Genomic DNA, 24,787 nt, shown 5'->3' with positions numbered 1-24,787 from the left:
GGTGAACATGGAAGATCTTGTTCAATTATTGCTCGCCGATCATGAACGTATGAAAGCAATGGAATGTGCTCGCTCACTGGCTTTACCAGATTGCTACGTTGCTGCAGGCTTCGTACGAAATCTAGTTTGGGACCATCTTCATCACAAACCGCAGCCAACCCCACTCAATGACCTTGATATTGTCTACTTCGACCCAAATGAAATAGATGACAAGGCGGCGTTGATTTATGAAGCTCAGTTAACTGCAATGATGCCAGAGTTCAACTGGCAAGTACGTAATCAAGCAAACATGCACCTAAAAAATGGTGATAAGCCATACCAAAGTACCTTGGATGCGATGAGTTACTGGCCAGAAAAAGAGACGGCGGTTGCTGCCAGATTGAACGAAAAGAACCAGATAGAGTGCATTTCAGCGTTCGGATTTGAGTCTTTGTTTAGAGGTTACCTGACTTGGAATCCAGAACGACCATTAGTTTTATTTCGACAGCGATTAACTCAGAAAAATTGGCTAACCATTTGGCCAAACCTAAAACTTGTACTCAAGTAACCTCAAGGTTCTCGGATATATATACCCAAGTGACTTCAAGATGCAGGATTCAGAGCGTAGTCATTGATTCGAGGTCAAGGAAAACAACGCAGCGTAATAGCCAGCTCTTTCCAAGTTGTATGACGCAGAAGTCGAGTCAATGACACGCTCCCAAAGGGCGAGTTGTCTTGGTTTGTATACTTTGTTGTCGATTCTTGATTTAGACCCACTAGACCTTTAAATCGCCGCCGCGTCTACAAACCAAGTCATTCTCGCTGAACCTAGCATCTCGAGGTTACTTGGGTATAAACCAAATAAAAAGGACTTTATCTTTATGATCACTTGCTATGTTCGTTATGTCATTGATGCAAAAAAAACCAAAGAGTTTGAAGAGTACGCAAAAATGTGGATTCCGTTAGTAGAGAAATTTGGCGGACAACACAACGGCTACTATCTTCCATCTGAAGGTGCTAACAATATTGCACTGGCATTATTTACATTCCCAAGCCTCGCGGCGTATGAGGAATACCGAGAAAAGTCGCTCAACGATGAAGAGTGCATCCAAGCCTTTAAGTTCGCGGAAGAGACCGACTGTGTATTGAGTTACGAACGCAGCTTCTTCAGACCTGTTTTTAGCTAACTCAGCCACACCGCACTTGATGCCAATATTCTTAAAAGCGCGGTGTTAATAATCTCTAACCTCAGTATGATGTAGCCTTTCCATGCGACACATCGAAACGTTCGCCTCATTAAAATTGAGTGTGAAAACGCTCAATCAAGAAGTCCAAAAACAAGCGAAGTCGCTTGGGTTGATACTGGCGGCTCAGGTAAATCACGTTCAAATCCGCGCCTGCAGAAGAGGTCGATGCGTTGAAGTTCTTCATATAGCCATTTAATACCGTCACTAAACGCTGCTGTTTGATGTCCTCTTGTACATCGAGAATCGATTTCAACGCAATACCCGCGCCATCTAACGCCCACTGACGAATCACTTCGCCATCATCAGAAAAACGCTTCGGTACGACAGTAACAACATTGTGCTGCTCTTCATCTTGAAAGTGCCATGTTTTCAACTCTTCATTGCTGCGAACCATGGCTAAACAATCGTGATGTGCTAAATCTTGTGGCGTGATCGGCGTGCCTTTCTTTGCCAAATACTGAGGAGAAGCACAAAGCACTCGGCGACTGGACGCCAGTTTGCGAGAGATAAGGTTGCTGTCGGCTAGCTCCCCATATCGGATAACGATGTCCAAACCGGACTCAGCTAAGTTGGATAAGTTATCGTTCAAATACAGATAAGGGATCACATCGGGATAGAGCTGACTAAATTCCGACAGTATTGGCGAAATGTATTGCTTTCCAATATCACGAGGAGCCGAGATTTTAAGTGTGCCGCGCACTTCTTTGGTGCCAGTTTGGAGTAAGTTCTCCGTCTCTTTGACGCTGTCGATGATTTCCAAGCATGCCTGATGGTACATAGCGCCAGAGTCCGTCAGTGAGATATGCCTTGTACTGCGATTAAGTAATTTCACCCCATAGCGATCTTCCAGCGACTGCAATCTTGCCGTTACTGTTGCTGGCGATAAGCCGAGCTCTCTGCCAGCCGCCGCCAACCCTTGGTTCTTCACTATGCTGACAAACAGCGTCATATCCGAAAACTTGTCCACATTCCCTCCTTAAACTTCATTATTCACCTCAGCTGAATAATCAATTCAAATATTACTCAATTATCAAATTTATTCCAATCAATATACTGACTCCATCGAAACGAGATTGGAGAAACAAATCATGACAACAGAAAAAACCATTTATGTCGTACTGGGTGGCACATCAGGTATTGGCGCTGAACTTAGCCAACAACTTGCGAGCGACAATGCGGTTGTCCACGTAGCAAGCCGCAAGACAGGGTTAGACATCAGCGATGAACAGTCGGTTTACCACTACTTCGAAACCATTGGTGCTTTTGACCACCTGATCGTCACAGCAGGTTCTTATGCTCCAGCAGGCAAAGTGGTGGATGTAGAAGTTTCCCAAGCAAAATACGCGTTCGATACCAAATTTTGGGGCGCCATCAACGCAGCGAAACATGGAGCACGCTACATCAAGAAAGGCGGATCAATCACGCTAACGTCCGGCATGTTATCGCGCAAAGTTGTTGCTAACACCTACGTAAAAACCGCGATTAACGCTGCCATTGAAGCAACCACAAAAGTACTGGCGAAAGAACTGGCTCCGATCAGAGTGAATGCAGTCAGCCCAGGTTTGACCAAAACTGAGGCGTATCAAGGCATGAACGAAGACGACAGAAATGCCATGTACAAACGCACACAAAATAGCTTACCAGTGGGCAAAGTTGGCGAAGCCAGTGACGTTGCAAAAGCTTACCTGCTTCTGATTGAAAACACCTATATGACCGGTGCCGTGATTGATGTCGATGGTGGCGCACTGCTCGGCTAACAACACACGTTTGGATAACAACAAATAAAAACAAGGTGCCAGAGCAAGAAAAAAGCATGGCACCAATGGGTTAAAACTAATTAAAAAAAGAGACTCCCCCATGAATAAAGAAAAAATGCCGCTGCAGGTATGGATCTTAACACTTGCAGCTTTTGCTATCGGTACCGCAGAATTTGTTATTGCAGGAATCCTTCCTCAAGTCGCCAACTCTTTGTCCATCACGGAAGGACAAGCCGGTTACCTAATCAGTGCCTACGCACTTGCCATTGTATTTGGCGGTCCGCTACTTACGATTTACTTAGCACGCTTTAACAAGAAAGCCGTACTGGCTGGGCTAATGGTGCTGTTTATTCTCGGCAACGTGTTGTCCGCTTTCGCGCCGAACTACTTTGTATTGATGGTCAGCCGAGTGATCACAGGTTTGGTTCAAGGTCCTTTCTACGGCATCGGTGCCGTGGTAGCGACCAATTTGGTTTCAGAAAAAATGGCAGGTCGTGCGGTCGGACAAATGTTCGCGGGCTTAACGCTGGCTAACGTTTTAGGTGTGCCTGGCGGTACCTGGATTGGCTTGCAATTCGGCTGGCACACCACTTTCTTGACCGTTGCAGCTTTTGGTTTAGTGGCTCTGTTTTTTATCACTTCAGTGATCAAATCCACCGGTCATGGCGAAGCAAAAGATGTCAAAGCGCAATTAGCTGCGTTCAAAAACCCAATGCTACTTATCAGCCTTGCGATCACCGTATTTGCTTGGTCGGGGTTCATGACTCTGTATGGCTACATCGCCCCTATCGCCATGCACATCACAGGCTTTGGTGAAAGTGCCGTAACTTGGATTCTGGTTATTGTTGGTGTCGGTCTGATTGTTGGTAACACCATGGGTGGTCGTTCATCGGATAAAAACCTACAAAAAGCATCTATGTTCTGGGCTATCGCGATGATTGTGTCACTCGTACTGGTCGGAATCACTGTAGACAGCAAAGTGCTGTTCATTGCCACCGCCTTTGTATTTGGTATTGCGTCATTCGCCAACGTACCAGCAATGCAACTTCGAGTAATGAACCACGGTGGTGAAGGTCAGGAATTAGCAGCGACAGCAAACATCTCGGCGTTCAACTTAGCCAATGCCTTTGGCGGTTTCTTAGGCGGCATGGTGCTCGATAGCCAAATGGGCGCAAGCATGATCCCTTACGCAGCCATCATTGTTCCACTGATTGGTTTGCTATTCATCGCCAAGGCAAACCGTAAAGAAAGCAAACAGGCTGAATTAACTCCGAGCTTCAACAACTAATGTCATCCCTACAGGTAGCCCTGACTTAACGCTTCTCGAGCAAGCGGGGCTACCCAATACGAATCACCAGGAAAACACTATGAAACTCTACATTTACGAACATTGCCCATTCAGTGCTCGCGTCCGCTACGTTGCTGGCATGCTGAATATCCAACTCGACGTCATCAATATTGCTTATGACGACGACAAAACCACAACAGACCTGATTGGAACCAAGCAAGTGCCACTTCTTATCAAAGACAACGGTGAAGCGATGGCAGAAAGTCTCGATATCATCGCTTACTTCCTTGAACTGGCAACATCAAGTGAAACAAGCCAACCGTCGCAAGCGGTGTTGGATTGGCAAAAAATCGCGTTCCTTCCACTACAAAAAGTGGGTTACCCACGTTGGTCAAACATGGATTTACCAGAGTTTGCCACTCAGTCTGCACAACAAGCTTGGCGCGCAAAAAAGGAAACGGATGCACTCAATTTTGATGCACTTCTGCAAGACACACCAAACATTGCCAAAGAGGTCGAAGCGCTCATTGAACGTGCGAAAAGCGTGTTGAATCTCGACTCTTATCAGCATGTGACTTTGGTAGACGAAGCGATCCTATTTTCTATTTTGCGCGGGTTCTTCAGCGCCGCAGAAATCCAATGGGACAACGCCGTGAAAGATTGGATGGAATCTGTAAGCAACAAAACCCAAGTACCACTACTTAAGTAAGGAATCGATCATGAGCAAACTATTTGAACCAACACAGCTGAAACAACTAACTCTGCAAAACCGCGTAGCCATGGCTCCAATGACCCGAGCGCGCACTAGCCAACCGGGAAACATTCCAAACCAAATGATGGCGACTTACTACAAGCAGCGCGCTACCGCAGGGTTAATCATCTCTGAAGCCACCCAGATTTCAGACGATTCGCAGGGTTACTCATTCACACCAGGCGTCTACACTGATGAACAAGTGGCAGGCTGGAAAACCGTCACTCAAGCAGCAAAAGAGCAAGGCGCAGCTATGTTTTGTCAGTTGTGGCATGTCGGTCGTGTATCACACCCAACATTCCAAAAAGGCGAACAGCCTATTGCCCCATCAGCACTAAAACCCGTAGAAACCCAAGTGTGGATTGCCGACGAGCAAGGCAACGGCAATATGGTCGATTGTGTAGAGCCACGAGCGATGACTCAAGCCGATATTGACCGTGTGGTAAGTGATTTTGCCCATGCAGCGAAACGTGCGATTGAAGCAGGCTTCGATGGCGTCGAAATCCACGGCGGTAATGGTTACCTGATTGACCAATTCCTACGTACCAATTCAAACCACAGAACCGACAACTACGGCGGTACTCGCGAAAACCGACTTCGCTTTTTATTAGAAGTGGTCGATGCGGTGAGCGAAGCCATTGGTGCCAACAAAGTGGGAGTACGACTCGCACCTTTCATCACTTTCAAGGACATGAACTGCCCGGACATTGTGCCAACCATCCTCGATGCATCGAAACAACTTCAAGCTCGTGATATTGCGTACTTACACCTGTCTGAAGCGGATTGGGACGACGCACCAGTGATTCCAGAAAGCTTCCGCATCGAACTGCGCGAATACTTCACCAACACGATTATCGTCGCGGGCAGTTACACCCAAGAGCGTGCTGACGAGGTACTTGAGAAAGGTTATGCGGATTTAGTCGCGTTTGGACGCCCGTTTGTGTCTAACCCAGACTTGGTGGCGCGCTTACAGCACCAACAACCTCTGGCAGAACTGGATGGCTCCACACTCTTTGGTGGTAATGAACACGGCTATACAGATTATCCGGCGCTTGGTTGAGAGGCTTTACCCGCTTCTGGTAACGATTCATAGCGTGCCGTATTTCTCAGATTAATCAGTTGCTATCCCATAAAAAGAAAAGCGCAACACAGCTCAACGTTTTCTTAAGTTTGAGTGTAATAAACTGGCTGCATATTCAGAATGCAAATTTAGGAGAACGCTCGTGTCTGATGAAAATACAAAACAGGAAGTGACGGTTGTTGATATTAAAATGCCATTTATGTCGATGGTGATCTTTATGGTCAAGTTCGCTATCGCTTCAATTCCTGCGATGATCATTCTAGGTATTATTTTCAGTATCTTAGGGGCGCTTTTCGGTGGGATGTTCCACGGTATGGGTCACATGTAACCGACTAATCCACAAATAAAAACACTCTCCACGTTTTACCCATGGAGAGTGTTTCTTTTTAATCCACCAACACTAAAGAATCTAAGATACCTTTACCGCTGTGGATGCCACCTTCGTTTTCACTGGCTGGTTTACTGCGAATCAAATAACCAGCGTAGCCATCCAATTGCGTTACAGGTTCACCTTGATAGTGCGCCGTGAATAAACCAATTTCACTCACAAGGTCCGTCACCACGCTCTGCTTTGCATCACGCACTGCAATCGTCGGTATTTCTCTTTCATGCAGATACAAACGCTGCATCAAAGCCCAAGCACTGTATTGCTCTTGTGGCAGTCGACTCAGTTGTTTCGCTATATCTTCACCAAAGATACAGTGACCACCGCCCTCGCCTTGGTTTTTCAATACCCATTCGTCTTTGTTACCAGAAGCAGCAAACCATTTAATCGTGTCAGTGTTAATTGGCTTCATCTCTGCCAATACGCTTTTGACCAACTCGGCTTCTTCAACATTGAGTCCCCAGCGCTGATACTCACTTGCCGGCATCATGGTTAACAACATTTGCATTGATTTGCTGGTAGCCAACTGTTGACTGATGGTCGCATTCATCGCTACGTAGTGCTTTTCCATGAACAAACGAGTTTGGCTCAAGGTATGGCAACAGATTGGTTCATTCAGTTCTGGCGAGAAGTAATCCATATATTGATAGCCCGCACGCAAGTACACAACGTCAAGACCGCCAATGTTTTCTAACAAGAGGCGTTGATTGTCACCACTCGATAGCTGTGAACTTAGCTGCTCAAAGGTACGTCTTACCGTGCGAACGCCAAGCTTCTGCAATTCCACTTCAAGTAAGTGTTGGTCATACACATTGTCTTCGTTTTTCTGCACCACCATCAAAAACGTCGGTGCGCCTTCTTCATTAAAATGCGCTTTGACTTTTCTCGCGGCAGTGGCAATGCCAAGCGCAAGTTGCTGCATGCCTTGGTTATCGGCTGGTGTTGCCGTTTTATCTTCTAACCATTGTTGGTAAACGCTGCCCCACTGAGAGCTCAAAAATTGATGCAGCTCTGTGGCACGCTGACCAAACGGCGCCATCCCAGCCGCGATGCCATTGAACTCGATCACTTTCGCGCCGTGTTGACGATCATCCATAAAGTCGGTGCGCATTAACAACAGGGGTTGGCGCGTGGCTTCATGGTGAACCTCTTTATGCAGCTCCAACAAACGCTCAAAGAAAGTATCGGCTTTGCCTAGCTCGGCTAAGGAGGTTTGCAGGAATTCATAATCCTCAGACACGTGACTGATCAGCTTGGCGATCAACGGCGTCACTTTCTTCAAATGTGCGAACACATCACGCTCTATCGTCATTGGCGCAAAGCTAAAAGGACAGTGTCTTGCGGTGTTATCTGCTTGGCGAAATGCCACGCCGTGCATGATTGCCCACTCACAAGCTTCTTCAATCACTTGTTGCGGGATCGTTTGTTTGTCTGAGGTACTCATGGTTTTGCTTCAAAATTTTTCGCCTAATGTACTTAAGACGCTGGAAGTTGCAATAAGACGCACACTTTCTCGATTTATTTTTCGTTTTTTTGCTCAACAAAGCGCCGAGTCATATCCCGCCGTATGTTTAACCCTCTTTCTTTGCGGCGGATGACTGGTTAAAATGCACAAAATTGCGCACTAACTGGATAGATCATGGCAAAACTTACCCTTCAAGAGCAGATGCTAAAAGCAGGCTTGGTTAACGAGAAAAAACTGAAGAAAGCGAAAAAAGGCTCTAAAAAATCACGCGTTCAAGCTCGCGAAGTAAAAGCGGCGGTTGAAGAGAACAAACGTCAGCAGTTAGAGCGTGACAAGCAATTGAGCGAGCAACAAAACGCAGAACGCTTGAACAAAGAAATCAAAGCGCAAATCAACCAACTGATTGAAATGAACAAGGTTGATTTGAAAGATGGAGACATCAAATACAACTTCACACACGGTACGCTTGTGAAGTCTTTGTACGTTGAGTCAGAGATCCGCGAACAGCTTATCAAAGGCATCTTGGCAATCGCGATTGTTGGTGAAAGCTACGTTGTCATCCCACGTGGTGTAGCAAACAAGATTGCTCAACGCGATGAATCTGTGATCATCGAGCAAAAAGAACCAGAAGCAGACATCCCGGCAGAAGATGACCCGTACGCAGATTTCGTCGTACCAGACGATCTAATGTGGTAATGCTCCACTTCTTGGAACCCAAATTGAAAAAGCCGCGATCATCGCGGCTTAATTATTTCTGCGTCTTTTGATTTCTGTATCTTTTCGTTTTGGCATCAGAGCCCTATTGGGAAAGCAGTGTTGGCCAATGCTTATTAGCACTCGCAATATTACCAGGAATATCTTCTTCCCATGTCGCTTGCACAGATTTACTGTAGTTGAGATAGAGCTTGCCATTCTCAATTGACCATGCATTCGGGTCTATCTTTGCGGTGTAACCTTTGCTTACTGCCCAAGCACAATAACCACCATATTGCGGTGCAAATTTCTCAGGATTTTTCGCAAATGCATCTCGATTTTCAGCCGATGAAAAGTACCATTTGGCATCATTCCAACGGTAAGTGAAATCGCTGTCACCTTTTACCGGTTTCGATTGAGTGAAGTATGCGACAGGGTCATAACCACGAATCGCTTTACCGAGAAAGTCGCTATAAACAGGATCAAGCGCGAAAGCAGGAAGCGTCAAACTCCCCCAAATGAAGAATACGCTCAAAAGTTTCGATATCAGCTTCATAACTTCCTCTCTCATCTTATCCAATGTCGATAATCAGTCGCTTACCAGTATAGACAGGAAAAATCAGAAGAAACTTTCAGGTTTAAAGCATCTCAGCCTCGAAACGCGCCGTTCGAGCTTGGGCGATAGTACAGTTGGTTTCTGACATTAGCTCCGCCAAAGTAATGTTTGGATTCTCCAAGACCAATCGAATCAGCTTGGCTTCCAAAGGTTCAAGCTTATCGCTGTGTTTAGCCAGACCAACTTCCATTTTGTTTATCACGAACCGCATCGGCTCAGATTCTTCTGCCTTGATATGATCGAGGAACACTTTCAAATCCAACGCATCACCAGCAATTTGCCAATTACGAGAGCGTCGAATGCGCTTCATTTCGCACTTCTTATCAGCCGCAATTGCTTTAGCTCGCTTAGCATGATCGCCACCAATTCGGTGAATCAAAGATGGTAGAGGGATGGAGATAGTCTTGTCAGTCATCACAATAGTGGCATGGTTAATTTCGTCGCCTATGATAAACAGCTCGCCTCATTTTTTCATCGAGAAAACCTAATCGTTTTCAAAGCGTGGTGATTTTGGTCGAAAATACAAGGTTTATGCTTGCCCGCTCAATAGACTTTAAAGATTCTGGCACCTTTCATTCTTGGACAAGGTGATATAAGAAATGGAACGCATTTTAAGCCCTTATATTTCTGGCTATTTGCATTTAAATGGCAAGCCCGTCGAGGGCATCAATATAGAAAGGACGATTGTTTTCAACGGTGTTGCTTCTGACTCGACGCAATCTGACGCCGAAGGGCGCTTTGTTTTTGAAGCTGTGCTATTAGATTCCAAACACCAACAACATTCTTTGCAAGATATTCGAGTGAAGCTGGATCTGAGTACCGAGTTTCAAGGTGATGAAGTGACGATATGGCAATCAAAAGTACACTCATTTCACCCGTCTCCCCTTCTGCTCATTTCTCTTGAAAGCTTAGCTTGTAATTTGGACGCCCCACTCAAAGTATTCACGTACCCTACAACACAAACGGAACCAGTCACCAATGAAATCTATAGTGTTTGCGACCTAAATGCGCTTACTTTCGAAGAGCTTTATTAGGTATTACCCCACCACAGACACATTATCAGCCACCCATTTAAGAAGCTGTTTTGCGGCTTTGGACAGCACTTGGTTTTGGCGCACTATGTAGCCAAAATCCGTGTTGGGGAAACTAGGTAATGGTGTGACTTCTCGCGAGAGTTTCAACCTTGGGTCGAGGGAGAAGTCAGGCACAATCGCAGTTCCAAATCCGGCTTCAGCCCAATCTATTTGAGCTTCAACACTGCCAACTTCCATGACCCTATGCCTAGGAAGATTTAGCTCTGGTAGAGATGCGTCAATCAACTCGCGCGTTCGGGTGTCGTGACCGAGCAAGATTAATGTTTGGTTCTCTTCACTGTTTTCTCGCCAATCGAAGATGTTATCGCCGAAAGCACACCAATGAATCTGAGTAAGTGACGTAAAGTGCAATGGTTGGCTCTCTTTCTGCGCAATAACAAAGCCTATGTCTGCACGAGCACTTTTTACCAAATCTACCGCTTGTGATGATGTAGTGTTGAACAGCGCCAAATCAATTCCAGGATATTCACTTTTAAACTGTTGAAAAGGCTTGATAAGTAATAGGCGCGAGACAATATCACTCGCTGCAATCGAGAGCGTTCCTTGCGTTAAGTCATTGATGGCATTGAGGTCGGATTGGCAGATTTGCAACTCATTCAGCATGTGCTCGGCAGTGTCTAACAAACGCTTTCCGGCTTGGGTCAATTGCACAGGGTTGCGTTCAATCAACTTAGTGCGAGTGGCTTGTTCTAGCTGTTTGATATGAAGACTCACATTTGGCTGCGTCATGTGCAGTTCAATCGCTGTTTTTCCGAAATGTTTCACTTCTGCCAAGGTGACAAACGTGCGTAACCAGTTCAAATCCAACATAGAAAATTACCCGATATGACTTTCTTATCAAGTTAATGAGTATAATTAATTTCTCTTATTCATGCGAGCATCCTAAGATTTTCCGGTCTGTTTTTGGAGAATGAATTATGTCGTCTATCGTTGTTGTGGGTGCAAACTGGGGTGATGAAGGCAAAGGCCGCATCGTTGACTTTTTGGCAGAGCAAGCTTCTGCAAGCATTCGTTTCCAAGGTGGTAACAACGCGGGTCATACCGTAGTTAACGACCTAGGTACGTTTAAGCTACACCAGCTACCAAGTGGCGTTTTCAACCCTGACTGTTTGGCAGTATTAGGTCCGGGTATGGTAATCAGCCCAGCGTCGCTGTCTCAGGAGATTGCGGAAGTTGAAGAAGCGGGCGTTAAAGTGAACATGTGCATCTCTGATCGCGCAACACTGTGTCTACCTCTACACGCACTAGAAGATACGCTAGAAGAACAACGCTTAGGCGACAAAGCATACGGTTCAACTCGTCAAGGTATTGCACCTGCATACGGCGACCGTGTGATGAAAAAAGGCATCCTAGTTGGTTGGTTGAAGCAGCCAGAAGTCCTAGTAGAGCGCATCAAATTCTGGATGGAGTGGAAACTTCCTCAACTACGTGCGCTTTACCCAACGTTCGAATTTGAACAAACCGCTGAAGAGATGGCGAGCTGGTTGTTAGAAGTATCTTCACCTTGGCGTGACGCTATCTGCAACGTAACGCTACCGCTAAAAGAACTGCAAGCAAAAGACCAAACTCTACTGTTCGAAGCGCAGCTAGGTGCAGGTCGTGACCTTGTTTACGGTGAGTACCCATGGACAACATCTTCAAACGTTGTGTCTATGTATGCTGGTATCGGTAGTGGTCTTCCTGCTCTTCGTCCAGAGCGTGTTATTGCGGTAGCAAAAGCGTTCAGCTCATCGGTAGGTACCGGCACACTAATTACTGCAATGGAAGAGCAAGATGCATTCCGTGAACTAGCGGGTGAGTTCGGTGCAACAACAGGCCGTCCACGTGACATGGGTTACTTCGATGCAGTAGCAACGAAGAACGGTGTTGAGCTTCAAGCAGCGACTGAAATCGCACTGACAAAAGTGGACTGTCTGACTGGTCTTAAAGATCTAAAAATCTGTGTTGGTTACGAAGGCGAGCACAGCGAAAACCCAATTTGGCCTCAAACGGCTGCACTAGCACCAATCTACGAGAAGATGGAAAGCTGGAGCGAAGACATTACTGGTTGTCGTAAATTCGAAGAGCTACCAGTCGCGGCACAAAAATACGTTCTACGTATTGAAGAACTGATGGGTGTACCTGTGAAGATGGTATCGGTTGGTCCTGGTCGTGAACAAATGATTATGCGCTAAGACGTGAATTAACACGTCTATTGGCAAGCGGCTTTTATCTTTTCCGGGGTAAAGCCGCTTTTTTTTAGTTCTAGCCCGTCATTGTGCGCTTCCAGCACAGTATGCTGTCATTCAGTCATCATCGACAAACTATACGCCCACACAAAGTTACAAATAAAGCTCAAAAAAAAATAAAAGCTCAGCAAAAAACACCAAAATCTCTCATATTCATGACTATCTCATCATCAAAAACCAGCATTTTCATCGATCATAAATCCAGTATTTAATCTCAAAAACTTCACTCCCAGAAACAAATAAAATCACATCAAAATCACCCTAAGATAATGCAAAAAAATCGTCTTTATCTCAGCCAATTTCTACTCGAACAGGCACGACCAGTTGCCTAAATAACAACTAAAATTGAATAAACTCGCTTTATGGTCGCCTTATATTTAGATAAGGAAATCCATACTTTTTATTTTAAAATAGTAATTTATAGATAATTTATAAGATCTAACTCACACTTTGAAATGTTCAATTCCTAAAAATGAGACACTTGTTATAGTTTTACGCAATTACTTGCTGGTAGCACCGATAACTGTGAACAATAAATTCTTTAAAAATCCGTCCAAGAGTTGGAGTGACAACATTGCATTAATAGTTGTTGGTGTACTCTCTTTTAGCATCACTATGCTGGCTTTTATCCCTTTTGCACACCAATATCATAAAAAGCTCACAGAAGAAGCTATCTTGACGATTGAGTCTGAATTTCACGATAACGTGGAGCAGTTAACACACCTGTTAGACGATAACTTTTTTCTTAAGTCGTGCGACGAGCTTATCCATGATCTCAGGACAAGCATTTTTGGTTTGGGCATGGCAAAAGACATTGCCACCTTCGATCAAAACGGAAAAGTGTTGTGCACGAGTAGCGAACGCCACCCGTCTTTCAGTATCTATTCGTCAATATTGACGCGTCTTGGTGACAGTGATGTGCATGCAACATTGGCTTTTACTAAGCGAGCGCTCACCAACAACCAAGCTCTGATTCTCTTTTTCACCAAACAACAAGGACGAGGAATCAGTGTTGTTTTCCCGAAAGAGGTTTTGGAAGTTCTCGTTAGCGATATATTTCGTTTTGGTGATATGGATTACCGAATCGACATCACAGACAAAACCGCTATAGATTCTATTGCACTCAACCCACTTAGAATGGAACAAGCCAGTTCCGAGATTTTGCCTTTTACCGTCTACTCTGCAATCAGCTATCCATTCTATTTTCAGTTCTTAGGTAGCAAGCTTTGGATTGGGTTATTGGGAATGGCATGTGCGTTGATTGTTCACCTATTTTTCTCTTCCAAGAAGTTCGCCAAAAATAGCTTAGAATTCTCTCTTGCTCTTGCCATTAAAGGGCGTAACTTAACCGTTCATTATCAACCCATTGTCGATCAACGTGATGGCAGCGTTATTGGTGGAGAGTCACTTGTTCGCTGGAACGATCCAGTACAAGGGTTTATTTCACCAAGCATCTTTATCCCTCTGGCAGAAAAGGTGGGGTTGATCGATCAGATCACTTACCTTGTGCTAGATAAAGTGATCAGCATGATAAGCAGTAACAAGCTTGCGTTCCATGACCGCTACATTAGCGTCAACGTGAGCCGCTCATTGATCCTCAGAGAAGACTTTATTCAAGAGGTTGAATCGCGTCTTAAATATCATTATTTCATTAGTGAGCGTTTGGTGTTTGAAATCACCGAAGAAGCCATCTTCAGCGCGAGTGAACTGGCTGTACTTCGAAAGCACTTGGACCGATTAACCGCACTTGGTATCCGAATTGCGGTGGATGATTTTGGTACCGGATATTCGGGTTTAGATTTTATCGGTCAATATTCATTCGACATCATCAAAATCGACCGCGTATTCGTTAACAACCTTGGTAATGGCCAGACGATCCAACCTTTGTTGGAAGCAATCCACACCCTGACAAGAAACCTAAGCATGTCAGTGATTGTCGAAGGAGTAGAAGAGCGAGCGCAATTGCAAGTCTTGCACGATCTCGGTTTTTACAACATTCAAGGGTTCTACTTTTCAAAACCACTACCTAAACCTCTCTTTCTCGATTATTTAGAAGTAAAGCCAACCGTCGCTTTTCAAAAATTCGCACCTGCCGTCAGTTAAGCAGCGATCATCAACCAGCAGTTAAACAAGCAGATTGGCGCTCGTGTGGCTAACCAAAGGTAACTCAATTGAACTGTCACTCCGAGTTCTCTCGCAGGCTCTTTACTTACAAATCAATTAATTACAATTAATCAAATGTTGTCCAGATTACCGGAACATCTCACTTGTTAATGAAGCACGCCAATTAGGTTAAACACTTGATTTAATGTTCTTTAAGTGATTAGTTGATCACGATTTTCATCTGTAAATTGGTGAAGTTGTGCTCAAAAAATCTACTTTTCTGTTTTTAGGATAGATAACGTTTCCCCCAACATCTAACCCAAAAACAGGTGATTCCTATGACCAAAAAGTTTCTCCGCCTCAGTTCGATCACACTTGGTTTGTGCATGAGCTCATTTGCTTTTGCCAATGCCGATTTACCAAACATCAAGATTCTGGCGACTGGCGGCACTATCGCTGGCGCAGGTCAATCTGCGACAGAATCAAATTACACCGCAGGTAAAGTCGGTGTTGATTCGTTGATCGCCGCCGTACCCAATATGACGAAGATCGCCGACATTTCTGGCGAGCAAGTGGTCAGCATCGGCTCTCAAGATATGAATGACGAGGTGTGGCTTAAGTTGGCTAAACGAGTGAATGAGTTACTCGCCCAAGATGACGTGGATGGCATTGTGATTACTCATGGCACTGATACATTAGAAGAGACAGCCTACTTCCTCGATTTAACGGTAAAAAGCGATAAACCAGTGGTTATCGTTGGTGCAATGCGCCCTTCTACTGCAATGAGTGCTGACGGTCCGGTTAATCTCTACAATGCGGTGGTCACAGCAACAGACGAAGATTCTCAAGGTCGTGGTGTACTGGTTGCGATGAATGACACCATCTTTGATGCGCGTGACGTAACAAAAACTAACACAACATCAGTCAGCACTTTCCAATCTCCTAACTTTGGTCCGCTAGGTTATATCCACAACAGTGATGCGAAATATCAAAGAAGCCCGGAACGTAAACACACTACTGAAACAACCTTCGATGTTTCCAAGCTCGATAAGTTGCCACAAGTCGGAATCGTTTATAACTATGCAAATGCGTCGAGCTTACCTGTTAAAGCATTCGTCGATGCGAAGTTTGATGGCATCGTCAGCGCAGGTGTCGGCAATGGTAACTTGTACCACACGGTATTTGATGAGTTAGAAAAAGCAAGCAAAGACGGCATTCTGGTTGTTCGTAGTTCTCGTACGCCTACCGGCTCAACCACTTTAGATGCAGAGGTTGATGATGATAAGTACGGTTTCGTGGCATCAGGTACACTAAACCCACAAAAAGCACGTATTTTGCTGATGCTATCACTGACACAAACCAAAAATTACCAAGACATTCAGAAGATGTTTCAGCATTACTAGGGTCTATTGACCTTTTGAGGTTAAATTTAAGAGGAGGCACAGGTGCCTCCTCTTTTTTTGATTTATTACAGGAAACTTAGCCGAACAAGCGGCGCTTCATCCCTGCTCTTTCAAGAATCCGTGTAGTGATCTCTTCTACAGACAAAGAAGACGTATTGATATACGGAATTGCTTCTCTTCTAAACAACGCTTCTACCGTATCTAGTTCCAGTTTGCATTGTTCCGTACTCGCGTATTCGCTGCCTGATAAGCGGTTCTCGCGAATCTCATTCAAACGTTCTGGATTGATGGTTAGACCAAACAGTTTGTGCCGATGAATTTCGAACTCCGGCAACAAACGCATCATCTTGACGTCTTCAGCGATAAACGGGTAGTTCACCACACGTAAACCAAACTGCATCGCCATGTAAAGACTGGTTGGGGTTTTGCCACTGCGTGAGACGCCAAGCAGAATAATGTCAGCCTCCTCCAAGCCTTTGAGCGTAATACCATCATCATGAGCAAGTGTGTACTCAATCGCCGCGATACGGTCAAAGTAAGTATCGGAATCTTTGCTCACGCTTCTTGAACGCTGCATCTTAGGCTGAGGAGCCATCTGAATGTCGTCTTGTACCTTTTGCACAATGCTTTCTAGCACGTCATAGCTGTAAGCGGGAGCTTTGAGCAACACTTCACGAATTTCTGGCACAACAATCGAAAAGAAAACCAGCGGTTTCACGCCATCACGTTGGTAGGAAATCTCGATTTCTTTGATAACATCGGCAACTTTGTCTTCACTTTCAACAAAAGGAAAGGTTTTTTCATTAGGAATAAAGGGAAACTGACCCAAAACAACATGTCCTAATGTTTCACATGTTATGGCCGTTCCGTCAGAAACATAGAATACATCACGACTTTGGTTATTTATTTGCATTTTAGTTTAATTTTTCAAATTCATTTGAGTAGGATGGTTTACATAATATTAATAAATGAGTTTGGCTTGCAATTACGTTCCCCACAGCTTTGAAAATTCTTCGGAGTTTTTTTCAGCAAATACGTAATCGTTTGCCTTTCATATCAACCAAGAAAAGTGTTGATACATGTTTGCGTCGGAAAATTCGTTTAAGCCCTAGTTGGGAAGTTGTAGTTAACGCCCCTTATCTACAATGGCTGCTATCAGCTCGAAACTGCGTCTTCAATGACATTGACCTGCAAGGATGCATAACCACTGTTCGAGGTTGGTATTAATCCCTACAAAGCTGCAATGTTTCTGGAGAAAGACATGCAAAAGAACACCCTCTGGTTCAATGGACTATCCATGGATGATGTCGACAAAGTCGGCGGTAAAAATGCTTCACTTGGCGAGATGGTTTCTAACCTAGCCAATGTTGGTGTATCGGTACCAAACGGTTTTGCGACAACCTCGTATGCGTTTAACCAATTCCTTGACCACGAAGGTTTGGATGAGCGTATTCACCAACTACTTGATGAACTGGACGTTGAGGATGTAGAAGCCCTGCGCAAGACAGGTGCCACCATTCGTCAATGGGTATTAGAAGCCCCGTTCCCAGCGGATCTTGAACAAGACATCCGCGATAACTACAAAGAACTGACAGATAATCACCCTGAGATTTCTGTTGCTGTTCGCTCTTCTGCAACTGCAGAGGATCTGCCGGACGCGTCATTTGCTGGTCAGCAGGAGACGTTCCTAAACGTAAAAGGCATTGATGCAGTCTTAGAAGCGACTAAGCACGTTTACGCTTCTCTGTTCAATGACCGTGCAATTTCATACCGCGTACACCAAGGCTTTAACCACCGAGGCATCTCGCTATCGGCAGGCATTCAACGCATGGTGCGCTCGGACAAAGCCTCTTCTGGCGTTATGTTTACCCTAGATACAGAATCTGGCTTCGATCAGGTCGTATTCATCACCTCTTCTTGGGGCTTGGGTGAAATGGTGGTTCAGGGTGCAGTTAACCCTGATGAATTCTACGTTCACAAGCCAATGCTAGAAGCGGGTCAATACCCTATCGTTAAGAAGACGTTTGGCTCTAAGCAGATCAAGATGATCTACTCAAATAGCCAAGAGATCGGTAAGCAAGTTGAGATCATCGATACCTCTGTAGAAGAGCGCAATGCCTTCTCTCTGAACGATGAAGAGATCAAAGAGCTGGCAAAACAGGCGATGATCATCGAGAAGCACTACCAGCGTCCTATGGATATTGAGTGGGCAAAAGATGGTATCGACGGCAAACTTTACATCGTTCAAGCACGCCCTGAAACCGTATGTTCTCAAAGCGAGCAAAACGTAATTGAACGTTACGAGCTGAGCAACAAAGCAGACGTTTTGGTTGAAGGCCGTGCAATTGGTCAACGTATCGGTAAAGGTCCAGTACGTTTGGTTGACTCCCTAGACCAAATGTCATTGGTCCAAGACGGTGATGTACTGGTTACAGACATGACTGACCCAGATTGGGAACCAGTGATGAAGAAAGCCTCTGCGATTGTTACAAACCGTGGCGGTCGTACTTGTCACGCAGCCATCATCGCACGTGAACTTGGTATTCCGGCTATCGTTGGTTGTGGTGACGCCACCAGCAAACTGACTGACGGTGAGACCGTAACAGTATCTTGTGCTGAAGGCGAAACGGGTTACGTTTACCAAGGCGAGTTGGACTTCGAAGTGAAACGTTCTGCGGTTGATGAGCTTCCACTGCTACCAACCAAAGTCATGATGAATGTGGGTAACCCAGACCGTGCATTCGACTTCGCTCAGATTCCAAACGAAGGTGTCGGTCTTGCGCGTCTTGAATTCATCATCAATAAGATGATTGGTATTCACCCGAAAGCGCTGCTGAACTTCGACGCGCAAAGCGATGAGCTAAAAGCTGAAATCACTGAACGTATCCGTGGTTACAAAGATCCAATCGACTTCTACGTTAGTAAGCTAACAGAAGGCATTGCGACCATCGCGTCAGCATTCTGGCCAAAGCGCGTCATCGTACGTATGTCTGACTTCAAATCCAACGAGTACAGCAACTTGGTCGGCGGTCAAGGTTACGAACCGCATGAAGAAAACCCTATGCTGGGCTTCCGTGGTGCATCTCGCTACATTTCTCCAGTGTTTGAAGACTGCTTTGAGCTAGAAACTCAGGCAATCAAGCGCGTTCGTAACGAGATGGGTCTGAAAAACGTTGAAATCATGATCCCGTTCGTTCGTACACCGAGCGAAGCGGCATCGGTTATCGACTTACTTGCTAAGTTCGACCTACGCCGTGGCGACCAAGGTCTAAAAGTCATCATGATGTGTGAACTGCCATCAAATGCGGTACTTGCTGACGAATTTTTGAAGTACTTCGATGGCTTCTCTATCGGTTCAAACGACATGACTCAGCTTACACTTGGTCTTGACCGTGACTCTGGCGATGTTGCACACCTATTCGATGAGCGTAACCCAGCGGTGAAAGCCATGCTACAAATGGCGATCGATGCGGCCACTAAAGCAGGCAAATACGTTGGTATCTGTGGTCAAGGTCCATCAGACCACGATGACCTTGCAGAATGGTTAATGGAACAAGGCATCAGCTCTGTGTCATTGAACCCAGATACGGTTATCGATACCTGGTTGAAGCTAGGTAAAGTGAGCAAATAAGCCACTCTACTCTGTCGATAATATAGCCCTCAAGCTCCTGAGTTTGAGGGCTTTTTACTGTGTCTTAATTATGTCAAACCTACGTGAGTTCGTGACAGCAATCCCAACCCAATAAGCTGATCAATTCTCCCTGTTAAAATTTTCACCTAGAATAAAAGGATATGATTTCATAAAAGAACGGACCTATGAAAAAGCCTCTTGCTCTCATCACCGCATTAACGCTTCTTGCTTCTCCCGCTTATGCAGACTGGGATGACATTTCCAACAGCCTTTCAGACCTAGGAGATGCCGTCTCTGACACCGCTAAAGAAACTTGGGACAGCACCAAAGCCTTCTCCAAACAAGCTTGGGAGGACTTCACCAATTGGTCAGAAGATGCGATTAACACCGCTGGCGAGTGGACCGACGCAAGCATTGAAACCAGTAAAGGTTGGATCGATGAAGCGGACAAGAAGATCACCGAACTGATGGAAGGCGATACACCTCAAGAAGCACGCCAAGCGATTGATCTTATGGCGGATAGCACACTTCTCAAACTGTTCAATGAAGAGCCTAAAGCCAAAGCACTGTACGACAAGGCATACGGCTACGCGGTTTTTGATTCACGCAAACTATCGCTGATGTTCCATACCAACTCTGGCTCTGGGGTTGCGGTCAACAAGTCGACAGATCAACGTACTTATATGAATATGTTTGGTGCGGGCGTCGCTCTTGGCGTTGGTGGTAAGTTCTACCAACAGGTCGTACTGTTTGAAAAAGAAAAAGACTTTAACACCTTTGTCGAAGAAGGTTGGGAAGCATCAAGCGAAGCTTCTTTAGTCGCTGGTGAGAACGGCGAAGAAATGACAGCGCAATTCAACAGCGGCGTAGCAGTATATCAGCTAAACACCACAGGGTTATTAGTTGATGCCAATGTTTCTGGCTCAAAATACTGGGTGAATAAAGAGCTAACCGATTCACAGTAATCTCTGAGTGACAATGATTTATTGAGGGGGAGCACAACGCTCCCCTTTCTGATCACTTTGGGATATCAGCCTGTTGCGTTATGCTTACCCCAACCTTTATCGAACTCCCGAATCACCATGCCCAGCGACGCATTCAACACTCAGCTTGCAGAAACAATATCTGCCCTTAACTCACCAAGCTTTACGCCTAAACTCATGCGCGTGATAGCTTCCCTACTGAGTTTTGATTGCGCAGTGATCCTCGGCTACCGCGAAGGCAAACACCCTATCTATCTGTATGATTCGATTGAAAATGAACGCGAGCTACTGTTCCAGCGTTATCTCACGACTTCTTTTCAAAATGACCCGTTTTATCAAAAACTTAACGCTAACAAAGAACAAGGTATCTTTACGCTCAAAGACGTGGTGAGAAAAGATGTCGCGCGCAACGATCTCGATTATCAAGCCTACTGCGAGCAGTTCTACCATCAAACTGGCTGGAAAGATGAACTCAGCATGTTGGTCGAAATCGAACCGACACGTTGGGTGATGTTCTACTTCGGTTTTATGCAGGACGATAAGCGCTTCACCAAGCCTCAAGTAGCCAAGCTCAAATCTTACTTTGCCATTATTCAGTCTTTGTGCCGACAGCACTGGAAACAAACCGAGTTTACACTCGCCGAGCCAGTTTTCAGTCCTACCACCTACTCGGGACAAATGCGTACTGCAATTGAATCCGCTCTGGCATCTTTTGGCGAAACTGTCCTCACTAATCGAGAACAAGAAATTGCCGCATTAATCGCGCAAGGCTATGACAGCAAAGAGATTGCAACGCAGCTAGATGTCGTAGAAGGCACAGTCAAGAATCACCGTAAACGCATCTACGCTCAACTGAATGTGGCATCTTTAAGCGAGTTCTTTCAGTTGTTTCTCAACCACCTGATCACTCAATCAAGGTAACAAACTGTCCCTTTAGGGATATATCTCGATTCCGCATCGCCTTTTAATCTGAATACAACCGAACCAGATAAAGATAAGACGATGACACTGATTGAAGATTTACAAACTCGCGGCTTGATTGCCCAAGCGAGTGATTTAGACCAAGTTCAACAACTGCTTTCTGAGCCACAAACCTTGTACTGCGGCTTCGATCCAACCGCAGGTAGCTTGCACATCGGTCACCTTGTTCCACTTATTATGCTCAAACGCTTTCAAGATGCAGGACACCAAGCCATCGCCCTGATTGGTGGGGCAACGGGTATGATCGGCGATCCAAGTTTTAAAGCTACAGAGCGCAGCTTAAACTCAGAAGAAACCGTAACAGGCTGGGTAAAAGATCTGTCGAACCAAATTCAACAATTGATGAATAACCAAGTCAGCAAGCCAATGATCATGGTAAACAACGCAGATTGGGTGAAGCAAATTAACGTGATCGACTTCTTCCGCGATGTGGGTAAACACTTCTCCGTGAATACCATGATCAGCCGAGAGTCGGTTAAGCAACGCTTACAACGCCCAGACCAAGGGATTTCATTCACCGAGTTCAGTTACGCACTGCTGCAATCTTACGACTTTGCAGAATTAAACCGTCAGTACGGCTGTCGCTTACAAATCGGTGGTAACGACCAGTGGGGCAACATTGTTAGCGGCATTGACCTTACTCGCCGTCAAAATGGTGAACAAGTATTTGGCTTAACCTTACCTTTGATCACGAAATCCGATGGCACTAAATTTGGTAAAACCGAAGGAGGTGCAGTGTGGCTGGATCCAAGTAAAACCTCGCCTTACGCCTTCTACCAATTCTGGTTATCCGCAGAAGATGCCGATGTTTACCACTTCCTACGCTACTACACCTTCTTGAGTTGCAATGAGATTGCAGCGATTGAAACACAAGACAAAGAGAGCAAAGGCAAACCGCAAGCACAGCGTATCTTAGCAGAACAAATGACAAGCTTTGTTCATGGCGAAAAAGGATTAGCAAGTGCAGAGCGAATCACTCAAGCGCTATTTAGCGGTGATGTCCAGCAATTGAGCTTGAGCGAGCTAAAACAGTTGGAACTCGATGGCTTACCGAGCATGCAAAGTGCTGAGCAAGACTTGGTTGAGCTTCTGGTTGAATCCGGTCTAGCCAGCTCAAAACGCGTTGCTCGTGAGCTAATTGGCAACAACGCCGTCAGTGTGAACGGCGAAAAAATCGATGCAGAAAAACCAAGTTTGAACTTCCCACTGTTCGACCAGTACTGGTTGCTTCAACGCGGTAAAAAGCACTTCTGCTTGGTGAAGCGTCTCGAAGGTTAATCGCTCACACTAACTACCGATAATCTAGCTAACTTAACTAAAACGCGAGCCAAAGTGCTCGCGTTTTAGTTTTCCTATTTTGTGAAGCTAAGAGCTAACTTGAGCGCAGATGCCCGCTATAGTGTTGTTCTTCAAAAACAACAACATGACCAAAGCCATGATCAGACACATTCTACTCATCAAATTTAAAGCTTCTGCCACCAGCGAAAAAATTCAGCAATTACGAGAGCTATTCGAAGCCATGCCAACGAAAGTAGAAGGCGTAAACGACGTTGAGTGGGGCTTAAACAACAGCCCAGAAGAAAAGAACAAAGACTACACGCACGCCGTGATGATGACATTTGCTGATGAAGCAGGTCGTCAGAATTATCTGCCTCACCCTGAGCACGACGCCTTGAAAGAAGTATTTAGACCTCTGCTTGAAGACATCATCGTATTCGATTACGAGATTTAGTATCGGCTATTCATTCCAAATCGGTGGGACATATCATCATCCATACGTCCTCCCTTCCAGCCACCAGAGCCCAATAAATTCAACACATCTTGCGCGTTATAGTCACCACCTTCGAAAAAATCATTGGCGACATCAGTGCGTAGAGACTGAATTTCAGCAGCTTCTTCTGAGTTAAGCGCTTCAGGGTTAGCATAAAGCGCCAAAGCAATGTGTTGTTGGCGCTTGCTTAACTCAGTTGTACTGCTCTGAACTTGACCAATAGAAAAGTAGTCACGACTGCCATAGCCCTTTATTAGCCTTGCAGACAGTAATTTAATGACCTTTTTGATTCGACGGCGTTGGATAACTCTCAGCACATTAATTCCCTATTTCTATTTGATGACAAGTGACGGTTATCAAAAGTCGCGTTATGTTTTGTGCATAACCTTGTGATGCTTTAGAGTGTCACGGTTTAATACAGTGTTCAATAAGCATGGAGCGCCAGAGTGAAAATTGACGATCTCAAACTGTTCATTAAGGTGGTGGATTTAGGTAGCTTTACCGCCGCAGCCAATGCGCTGGACTTACCACGTGCGAATGTAAGCCGGCGAATTGGAGAGTTAGAACAATCTCTTGGAGCACAGCTATTCCATCGAACAACACGCAGTTTATCGCTCACCAACAACGGCGAGGCGTATTACGAGAATCTGCAAAAAGCACTCACTATGCTCGACTCTGCAAATGAGCAAGTCAGCAACGATACCAATGAGGTCCGCGGTCGAATCAAGCTCGGTTTATTACCTGAAACCGATGAACTAGTGCGCCCTATTCTGTTCGACTTTCACGATCAATACCCTCATGTTGAGTTAGATATTCGTAATATCAACAACGGCTTCCATGATATGTTCCAACAAGGCTTGGATATTGCGTTTCACGGTGGTGCACTATTCGACTCAGATATTGTGGCACGCAAACTGCTGACGCTCGACCGATGCTTGGTCGCCTCCCCGAGCTACCTACAAACCCATGGAACGCCGGAAACACTAGAGCAATTAAAAACGCATCAATGCGTGTGCTTCCGTTGGCCAAATGGCGACATTGATAATGTCTGGCATTTTCAAGAACAAAGCGTACAACTCAGTCCCAAGCTTATCTCGAATAACATCGGTTTTATTAAAAACGCCACCATCTTAGATCGCGGCATTACTTTTATGCCCAAACTACTCGTAAAACGTGAATTAGAATCGGGCACTTTGGTCCAGTTATTGTCACAGTATTCGGTAACAGAAGAGTCTGGCTGGCTACTCTACCCTCAACCTAAAACCCTAAGCCAAGCGAGCCGATTACTTATTGAGCATCTAATTAAAGAAATCCCCAAATTGGTTTAGATA

At 45.2% G+C, this 24,787-nt stretch carries 25 protein-coding genes; 18 read left to right on the top strand and 7 right to left on the bottom strand.

What is annotated here, in order from left to right:
* Positions 1 to 7 precede the first annotated feature (7 nt).
* Positions 8 to 547 (top strand): nucleotidyltransferase family protein, encoded by a 540-nt coding sequence (locus J4N44_RS19300; RefSeq protein ID WP_009699213.1) that lies wholly within the window; start codon positions 8 to 10, stop codon positions 545 to 547.
* A gap of 313 nt (positions 548 to 860) precedes the next feature.
* On the top strand, positions 861 to 1,166 hold the full coding sequence (locus J4N44_RS19295) for an NIPSNAP family protein (protein ID WP_017188647.1): 306 nt from the start codon (positions 861 to 863) through the stop codon (positions 1,164 to 1,166).
* Between the two features lie 109 nt (positions 1,167 to 1,275).
* Here the strand turns inward: J4N44_RS19295 and J4N44_RS19290 are convergent, their stop codons facing one another.
* Complete coding sequence (locus J4N44_RS19290) at positions 1,276 to 2,193, bottom strand: LysR family transcriptional regulator (protein ID WP_005451321.1); 918 nt, start codon at positions 2,191 to 2,193, stop codon at positions 1,276 to 1,278.
* A gap of 121 nt (positions 2,194 to 2,314) precedes the next feature.
* Between J4N44_RS19290 and J4N44_RS19285 the strand changes: the two genes are divergently transcribed.
* The 5 genes from J4N44_RS19285 to J4N44_RS19265 all read left to right on the top strand — a co-directional run bounded on the left by J4N44_RS19285 (position 2,315) and on the right by J4N44_RS19265 (position 6,431).
* Positions 2,315 to 2,983 (top strand): SDR family oxidoreductase, encoded by a 669-nt coding sequence (locus tag J4N44_RS19285; RefSeq protein WP_005451320.1) that lies wholly within the window; start codon positions 2,315 to 2,317, stop codon positions 2,981 to 2,983.
* 100 nt (positions 2,984 to 3,083) lie between these two features.
* Positions 3,084 to 4,271 (top strand): MFS transporter, encoded by a 1,188-nt coding sequence (locus tag J4N44_RS19280; protein ID WP_050940677.1) that lies wholly within the window; start codon positions 3,084 to 3,086, stop codon positions 4,269 to 4,271.
* A gap of 79 nt (positions 4,272 to 4,350) precedes the next feature.
* On the top strand, positions 4,351 to 4,980 hold the full coding sequence (locus J4N44_RS19275; RefSeq protein ID WP_009699218.1) for a GrxB family glutaredoxin: 630 nt from the start codon (positions 4,351 to 4,353) through the stop codon (positions 4,978 to 4,980).
* A 10-nt stretch (positions 4,981 to 4,990) separates the two neighbouring features.
* Positions 4,991 to 6,082, top strand: a complete 1,092-nt coding sequence (locus tag J4N44_RS19270; RefSeq protein ID WP_005451315.1) for an alkene reductase — start codon at positions 4,991 to 4,993, stop codon at positions 6,080 to 6,082.
* A 163-nt stretch (positions 6,083 to 6,245) separates the two neighbouring features.
* Positions 6,246 to 6,431, top strand: a complete 186-nt coding sequence (locus J4N44_RS19265; RefSeq protein WP_020194668.1) for a hypothetical protein — start codon at positions 6,246 to 6,248, stop codon at positions 6,429 to 6,431.
* A gap of 58 nt (positions 6,432 to 6,489) precedes the next feature.
* On the opposite strand, the gene J4N44_RS19260 is transcribed toward J4N44_RS19265, so the two are convergent.
* Entirely contained in the window at positions 6,490 to 7,932 is a 1,443-nt protein-coding gene (locus J4N44_RS19260) for a glutathione synthase (protein WP_252045612.1), read from the bottom strand.
* A gap of 195 nt (positions 7,933 to 8,127) precedes the next feature.
* Between J4N44_RS19260 and J4N44_RS19255 the strand changes: the two genes are divergently transcribed.
* Positions 8,128 to 8,649 carry a DUF2058 domain-containing protein gene (locus J4N44_RS19255; protein ID WP_005439241.1) on the top strand — a complete coding sequence of 174 codons (522 nt, stop codon included), beginning with the start codon at positions 8,128 to 8,130 and terminating at the stop codon, positions 8,647 to 8,649.
* A gap of 103 nt (positions 8,650 to 8,752) precedes the next feature.
* Here the strand turns inward: J4N44_RS19255 and J4N44_RS19250 are convergent, their stop codons facing one another.
* Positions 8,753 to 9,202, bottom strand: coding sequence for a YHS domain-containing (seleno)protein (locus tag J4N44_RS19250; protein WP_005451310.1), 450 nt, complete (start codon positions 9,200 to 9,202; stop codon positions 8,753 to 8,755).
* Between the two features lie 82 nt (positions 9,203 to 9,284).
* Positions 9,285 to 9,677, bottom strand: a complete 393-nt coding sequence (locus J4N44_RS19245) for a ribosome recycling factor family protein (RefSeq protein WP_045486861.1) — start codon at positions 9,675 to 9,677, stop codon at positions 9,285 to 9,287.
* A gap of 184 nt (positions 9,678 to 9,861) precedes the next feature.
* Here J4N44_RS19245 and J4N44_RS19240 point away from each other — a divergent pair, with 184 nt between their 5' ends.
* A complete protein-coding gene (locus J4N44_RS19240) occupies positions 9,862 to 10,296 on the top strand; it encodes a DUF6795 domain-containing protein (protein ID WP_252045611.1) in 435 nt (144 codons plus the stop codon).
* 3 nt (positions 10,297 to 10,299) lie between these two features.
* Here J4N44_RS19240 and J4N44_RS19235 read toward each other — a convergent pair whose 3' ends face one another.
* Positions 10,300 to 11,166, bottom strand: a complete 867-nt coding sequence (locus tag J4N44_RS19235; protein WP_005451305.1) for a LysR family transcriptional regulator — start codon at positions 11,164 to 11,166, stop codon at positions 10,300 to 10,302.
* A gap of 107 nt (positions 11,167 to 11,273) precedes the next feature.
* Here J4N44_RS19235 and J4N44_RS19230 point away from each other — a divergent pair, with 107 nt between their 5' ends.
* The 3 genes from J4N44_RS19230 to ansB all read left to right on the top strand — a co-directional run bounded on the left by J4N44_RS19230 (position 11,274) and on the right by ansB (position 16,090).
* On the top strand, positions 11,274 to 12,530 hold the full coding sequence (locus J4N44_RS19230; protein ID WP_009699225.1) for an adenylosuccinate synthase: 1,257 nt from the start codon (positions 11,274 to 11,276) through the stop codon (positions 12,528 to 12,530).
* Positions 12,531 to 13,199: 669 nt separating this feature from the next.
* Positions 13,200 to 14,687: an EAL domain-containing protein gene (locus tag J4N44_RS19225; RefSeq protein WP_005451301.1), complete on the top strand. Its 1,488-nt coding sequence runs from the start codon at positions 13,200 to 13,202 to the stop codon at positions 14,685 to 14,687.
* A gap of 338 nt (positions 14,688 to 15,025) precedes the next feature.
* Positions 15,026 to 16,090: an L-asparaginase 2 gene (ansB, locus tag J4N44_RS19220; protein ID WP_017188642.1), complete on the top strand. Its 1,065-nt coding sequence runs from the start codon at positions 15,026 to 15,028 to the stop codon at positions 16,088 to 16,090.
* Positions 16,091 to 16,166: 76 nt separating this feature from the next.
* Here the strand turns inward: ansB and ppsR are convergent, their stop codons facing one another.
* Complete coding sequence (gene ppsR, locus J4N44_RS19215; protein WP_005451298.1) at positions 16,167 to 17,003, bottom strand: posphoenolpyruvate synthetase regulatory kinase/phosphorylase PpsR; 837 nt, start codon at positions 17,001 to 17,003, stop codon at positions 16,167 to 16,169.
* A gap of 348 nt (positions 17,004 to 17,351) precedes the next feature.
* Between ppsR and ppsA the strand changes: the two genes are divergently transcribed.
* From ppsA to J4N44_RS19190, 5 genes are all read left to right on the top strand, one after another.
* Positions 17,352 to 19,721: a phosphoenolpyruvate synthase gene (ppsA, locus tag J4N44_RS19210; RefSeq protein WP_026000165.1), complete on the top strand. Its 2,370-nt coding sequence runs from the start codon at positions 17,352 to 17,354 to the stop codon at positions 19,719 to 19,721.
* A 185-nt stretch (positions 19,722 to 19,906) separates the two neighbouring features.
* Positions 19,907 to 20,686, top strand: a complete 780-nt coding sequence (locus J4N44_RS19205) for a lipid-binding SYLF domain-containing protein (protein WP_252045610.1) — start codon at positions 19,907 to 19,909, stop codon at positions 20,684 to 20,686.
* A 117-nt stretch (positions 20,687 to 20,803) separates the two neighbouring features.
* Positions 20,804 to 21,625: a LuxR family transcriptional regulator gene (locus J4N44_RS19200; protein WP_047515131.1), complete on the top strand. Its 822-nt coding sequence runs from the start codon at positions 20,804 to 20,806 to the stop codon at positions 21,623 to 21,625.
* 81 nt (positions 21,626 to 21,706) lie between these two features.
* Positions 21,707 to 22,963: a tyrosine--tRNA ligase gene (gene tyrS, locus J4N44_RS19195; RefSeq protein ID WP_047515128.1), complete on the top strand. Its 1,257-nt coding sequence runs from the start codon at positions 21,707 to 21,709 to the stop codon at positions 22,961 to 22,963.
* A gap of 157 nt (positions 22,964 to 23,120) precedes the next feature.
* The gene (locus tag J4N44_RS19190) at positions 23,121 to 23,417 is read left to right on the top strand and encodes a Dabb family protein (protein WP_009697198.1); all 297 of its coding nucleotides are present in this window, start codon (positions 23,121 to 23,123) and stop codon (positions 23,415 to 23,417) included.
* Here J4N44_RS19190 and J4N44_RS19185 read toward each other — a convergent pair.
* Positions 23,414 to 23,773: a DUF6559 family protein gene (locus J4N44_RS19185; protein WP_009697199.1), complete on the bottom strand. Its 360-nt coding sequence runs from the start codon at positions 23,771 to 23,773 to the stop codon at positions 23,414 to 23,416. The genes J4N44_RS19190 and J4N44_RS19185 overlap by 4 nt on opposite strands.
* Before the next feature lie 129 nt (positions 23,774 to 23,902).
* On the opposite strand from J4N44_RS19185, the gene J4N44_RS19180 reads away from it, so the two are divergent.
* Positions 23,903 to 24,784: a LysR family transcriptional regulator gene (locus tag J4N44_RS19180; protein ID WP_005451283.1), complete on the top strand. Its 882-nt coding sequence runs from the start codon at positions 23,903 to 23,905 to the stop codon at positions 24,782 to 24,784.
* Positions 24,785 to 24,787 lie beyond the last annotated feature (3 nt).

The organism is Vibrio sp. SCSIO 43155, assembly GCF_023716605.1.
GTDB classification, from domain to species: Bacteria; Pseudomonadota; Gammaproteobacteria; order Enterobacterales; family Vibrionaceae; genus Vibrio; species Vibrio harveyi.
The sequence above is the reverse complement of the archived record's forward strand: the minus strand, read 5'-3'. Positions and strand labels throughout refer to the sequence as shown.

Coding starts and splice junctions, on each gene's coding strand:
- J4N44_RS19300 (WP_009699213.1), top strand. CDS start 8: ATGGAAGATCTTGTTCAATTATTGCTCGCCGATCATGAACGTATGAAA.
- J4N44_RS19295 (WP_017188647.1), top strand. CDS start 861: ATGATCACTTGCTATGTTCGTTATGTCATTGATGCAAAAAAAACCAAA.
- J4N44_RS19285 (WP_005451320.1), top strand. CDS start 2,315: ATGACAACAGAAAAAACCATTTATGTCGTACTGGGTGGCACATCAGGT.
- J4N44_RS19280 (WP_050940677.1), top strand. CDS start 3,084: ATGAATAAAGAAAAAATGCCGCTGCAGGTATGGATCTTAACACTTGCA.
- J4N44_RS19275 (WP_009699218.1), top strand. CDS start 4,351: ATGAAACTCTACATTTACGAACATTGCCCATTCAGTGCTCGCGTCCGC.
- J4N44_RS19270 (WP_005451315.1), top strand. CDS start 4,991: ATGAGCAAACTATTTGAACCAACACAGCTGAAACAACTAACTCTGCAA.
- J4N44_RS19260 (WP_252045612.1), bottom strand. CDS start 7,932: ATGAGTACCTCAGACAAACAAACGATCCCGCAACAAGTGATTGAAGAA.
- J4N44_RS19255 (WP_005439241.1), top strand. CDS start 8,128: ATGGCAAAACTTACCCTTCAAGAGCAGATGCTAAAAGCAGGCTTGGTT.
- J4N44_RS19250 (WP_005451310.1), bottom strand. CDS start 9,202: ATGAAGCTGATATCGAAACTTTTGAGCGTATTCTTCATTTGGGGGAGT.
- J4N44_RS19245 (WP_045486861.1), bottom strand. CDS start 9,677: ATGACTGACAAGACTATCTCCATCCCTCTACCATCTTTGATTCACCGA.
- J4N44_RS19240 (WP_252045611.1), top strand. CDS start 9,862: ATGGAACGCATTTTAAGCCCTTATATTTCTGGCTATTTGCATTTAAAT.
- J4N44_RS19235 (WP_005451305.1), bottom strand. CDS start 11,166: ATGTTGGATTTGAACTGGTTACGCACGTTTGTCACCTTGGCAGAAGTG.
- J4N44_RS19230 (WP_009699225.1), top strand. CDS start 11,274: ATGTCGTCTATCGTTGTTGTGGGTGCAAACTGGGGTGATGAAGGCAAA.
- J4N44_RS19225 (WP_005451301.1), top strand. CDS start 13,200: ATGCTGGCTTTTATCCCTTTTGCACACCAATATCATAAAAAGCTCACA.
- ansB (WP_017188642.1), top strand. CDS start 15,026: ATGACCAAAAAGTTTCTCCGCCTCAGTTCGATCACACTTGGTTTGTGC.
- ppsR (WP_005451298.1), bottom strand. CDS start 17,003: ATGCAAATAAATAACCAAAGTCGTGATGTATTCTATGTTTCTGACGGA.
- ppsA (WP_026000165.1), top strand. CDS start 17,352: ATGCAAAAGAACACCCTCTGGTTCAATGGACTATCCATGGATGATGTC.
- J4N44_RS19205 (WP_252045610.1), top strand. CDS start 19,907: ATGAAAAAGCCTCTTGCTCTCATCACCGCATTAACGCTTCTTGCTTCT.
- J4N44_RS19200 (WP_047515131.1), top strand. CDS start 20,804: ATGCCCAGCGACGCATTCAACACTCAGCTTGCAGAAACAATATCTGCC.
- tyrS (WP_047515128.1), top strand. CDS start 21,707: ATGACACTGATTGAAGATTTACAAACTCGCGGCTTGATTGCCCAAGCG.
- J4N44_RS19190 (WP_009697198.1), top strand. CDS start 23,121: ATGATCAGACACATTCTACTCATCAAATTTAAAGCTTCTGCCACCAGC.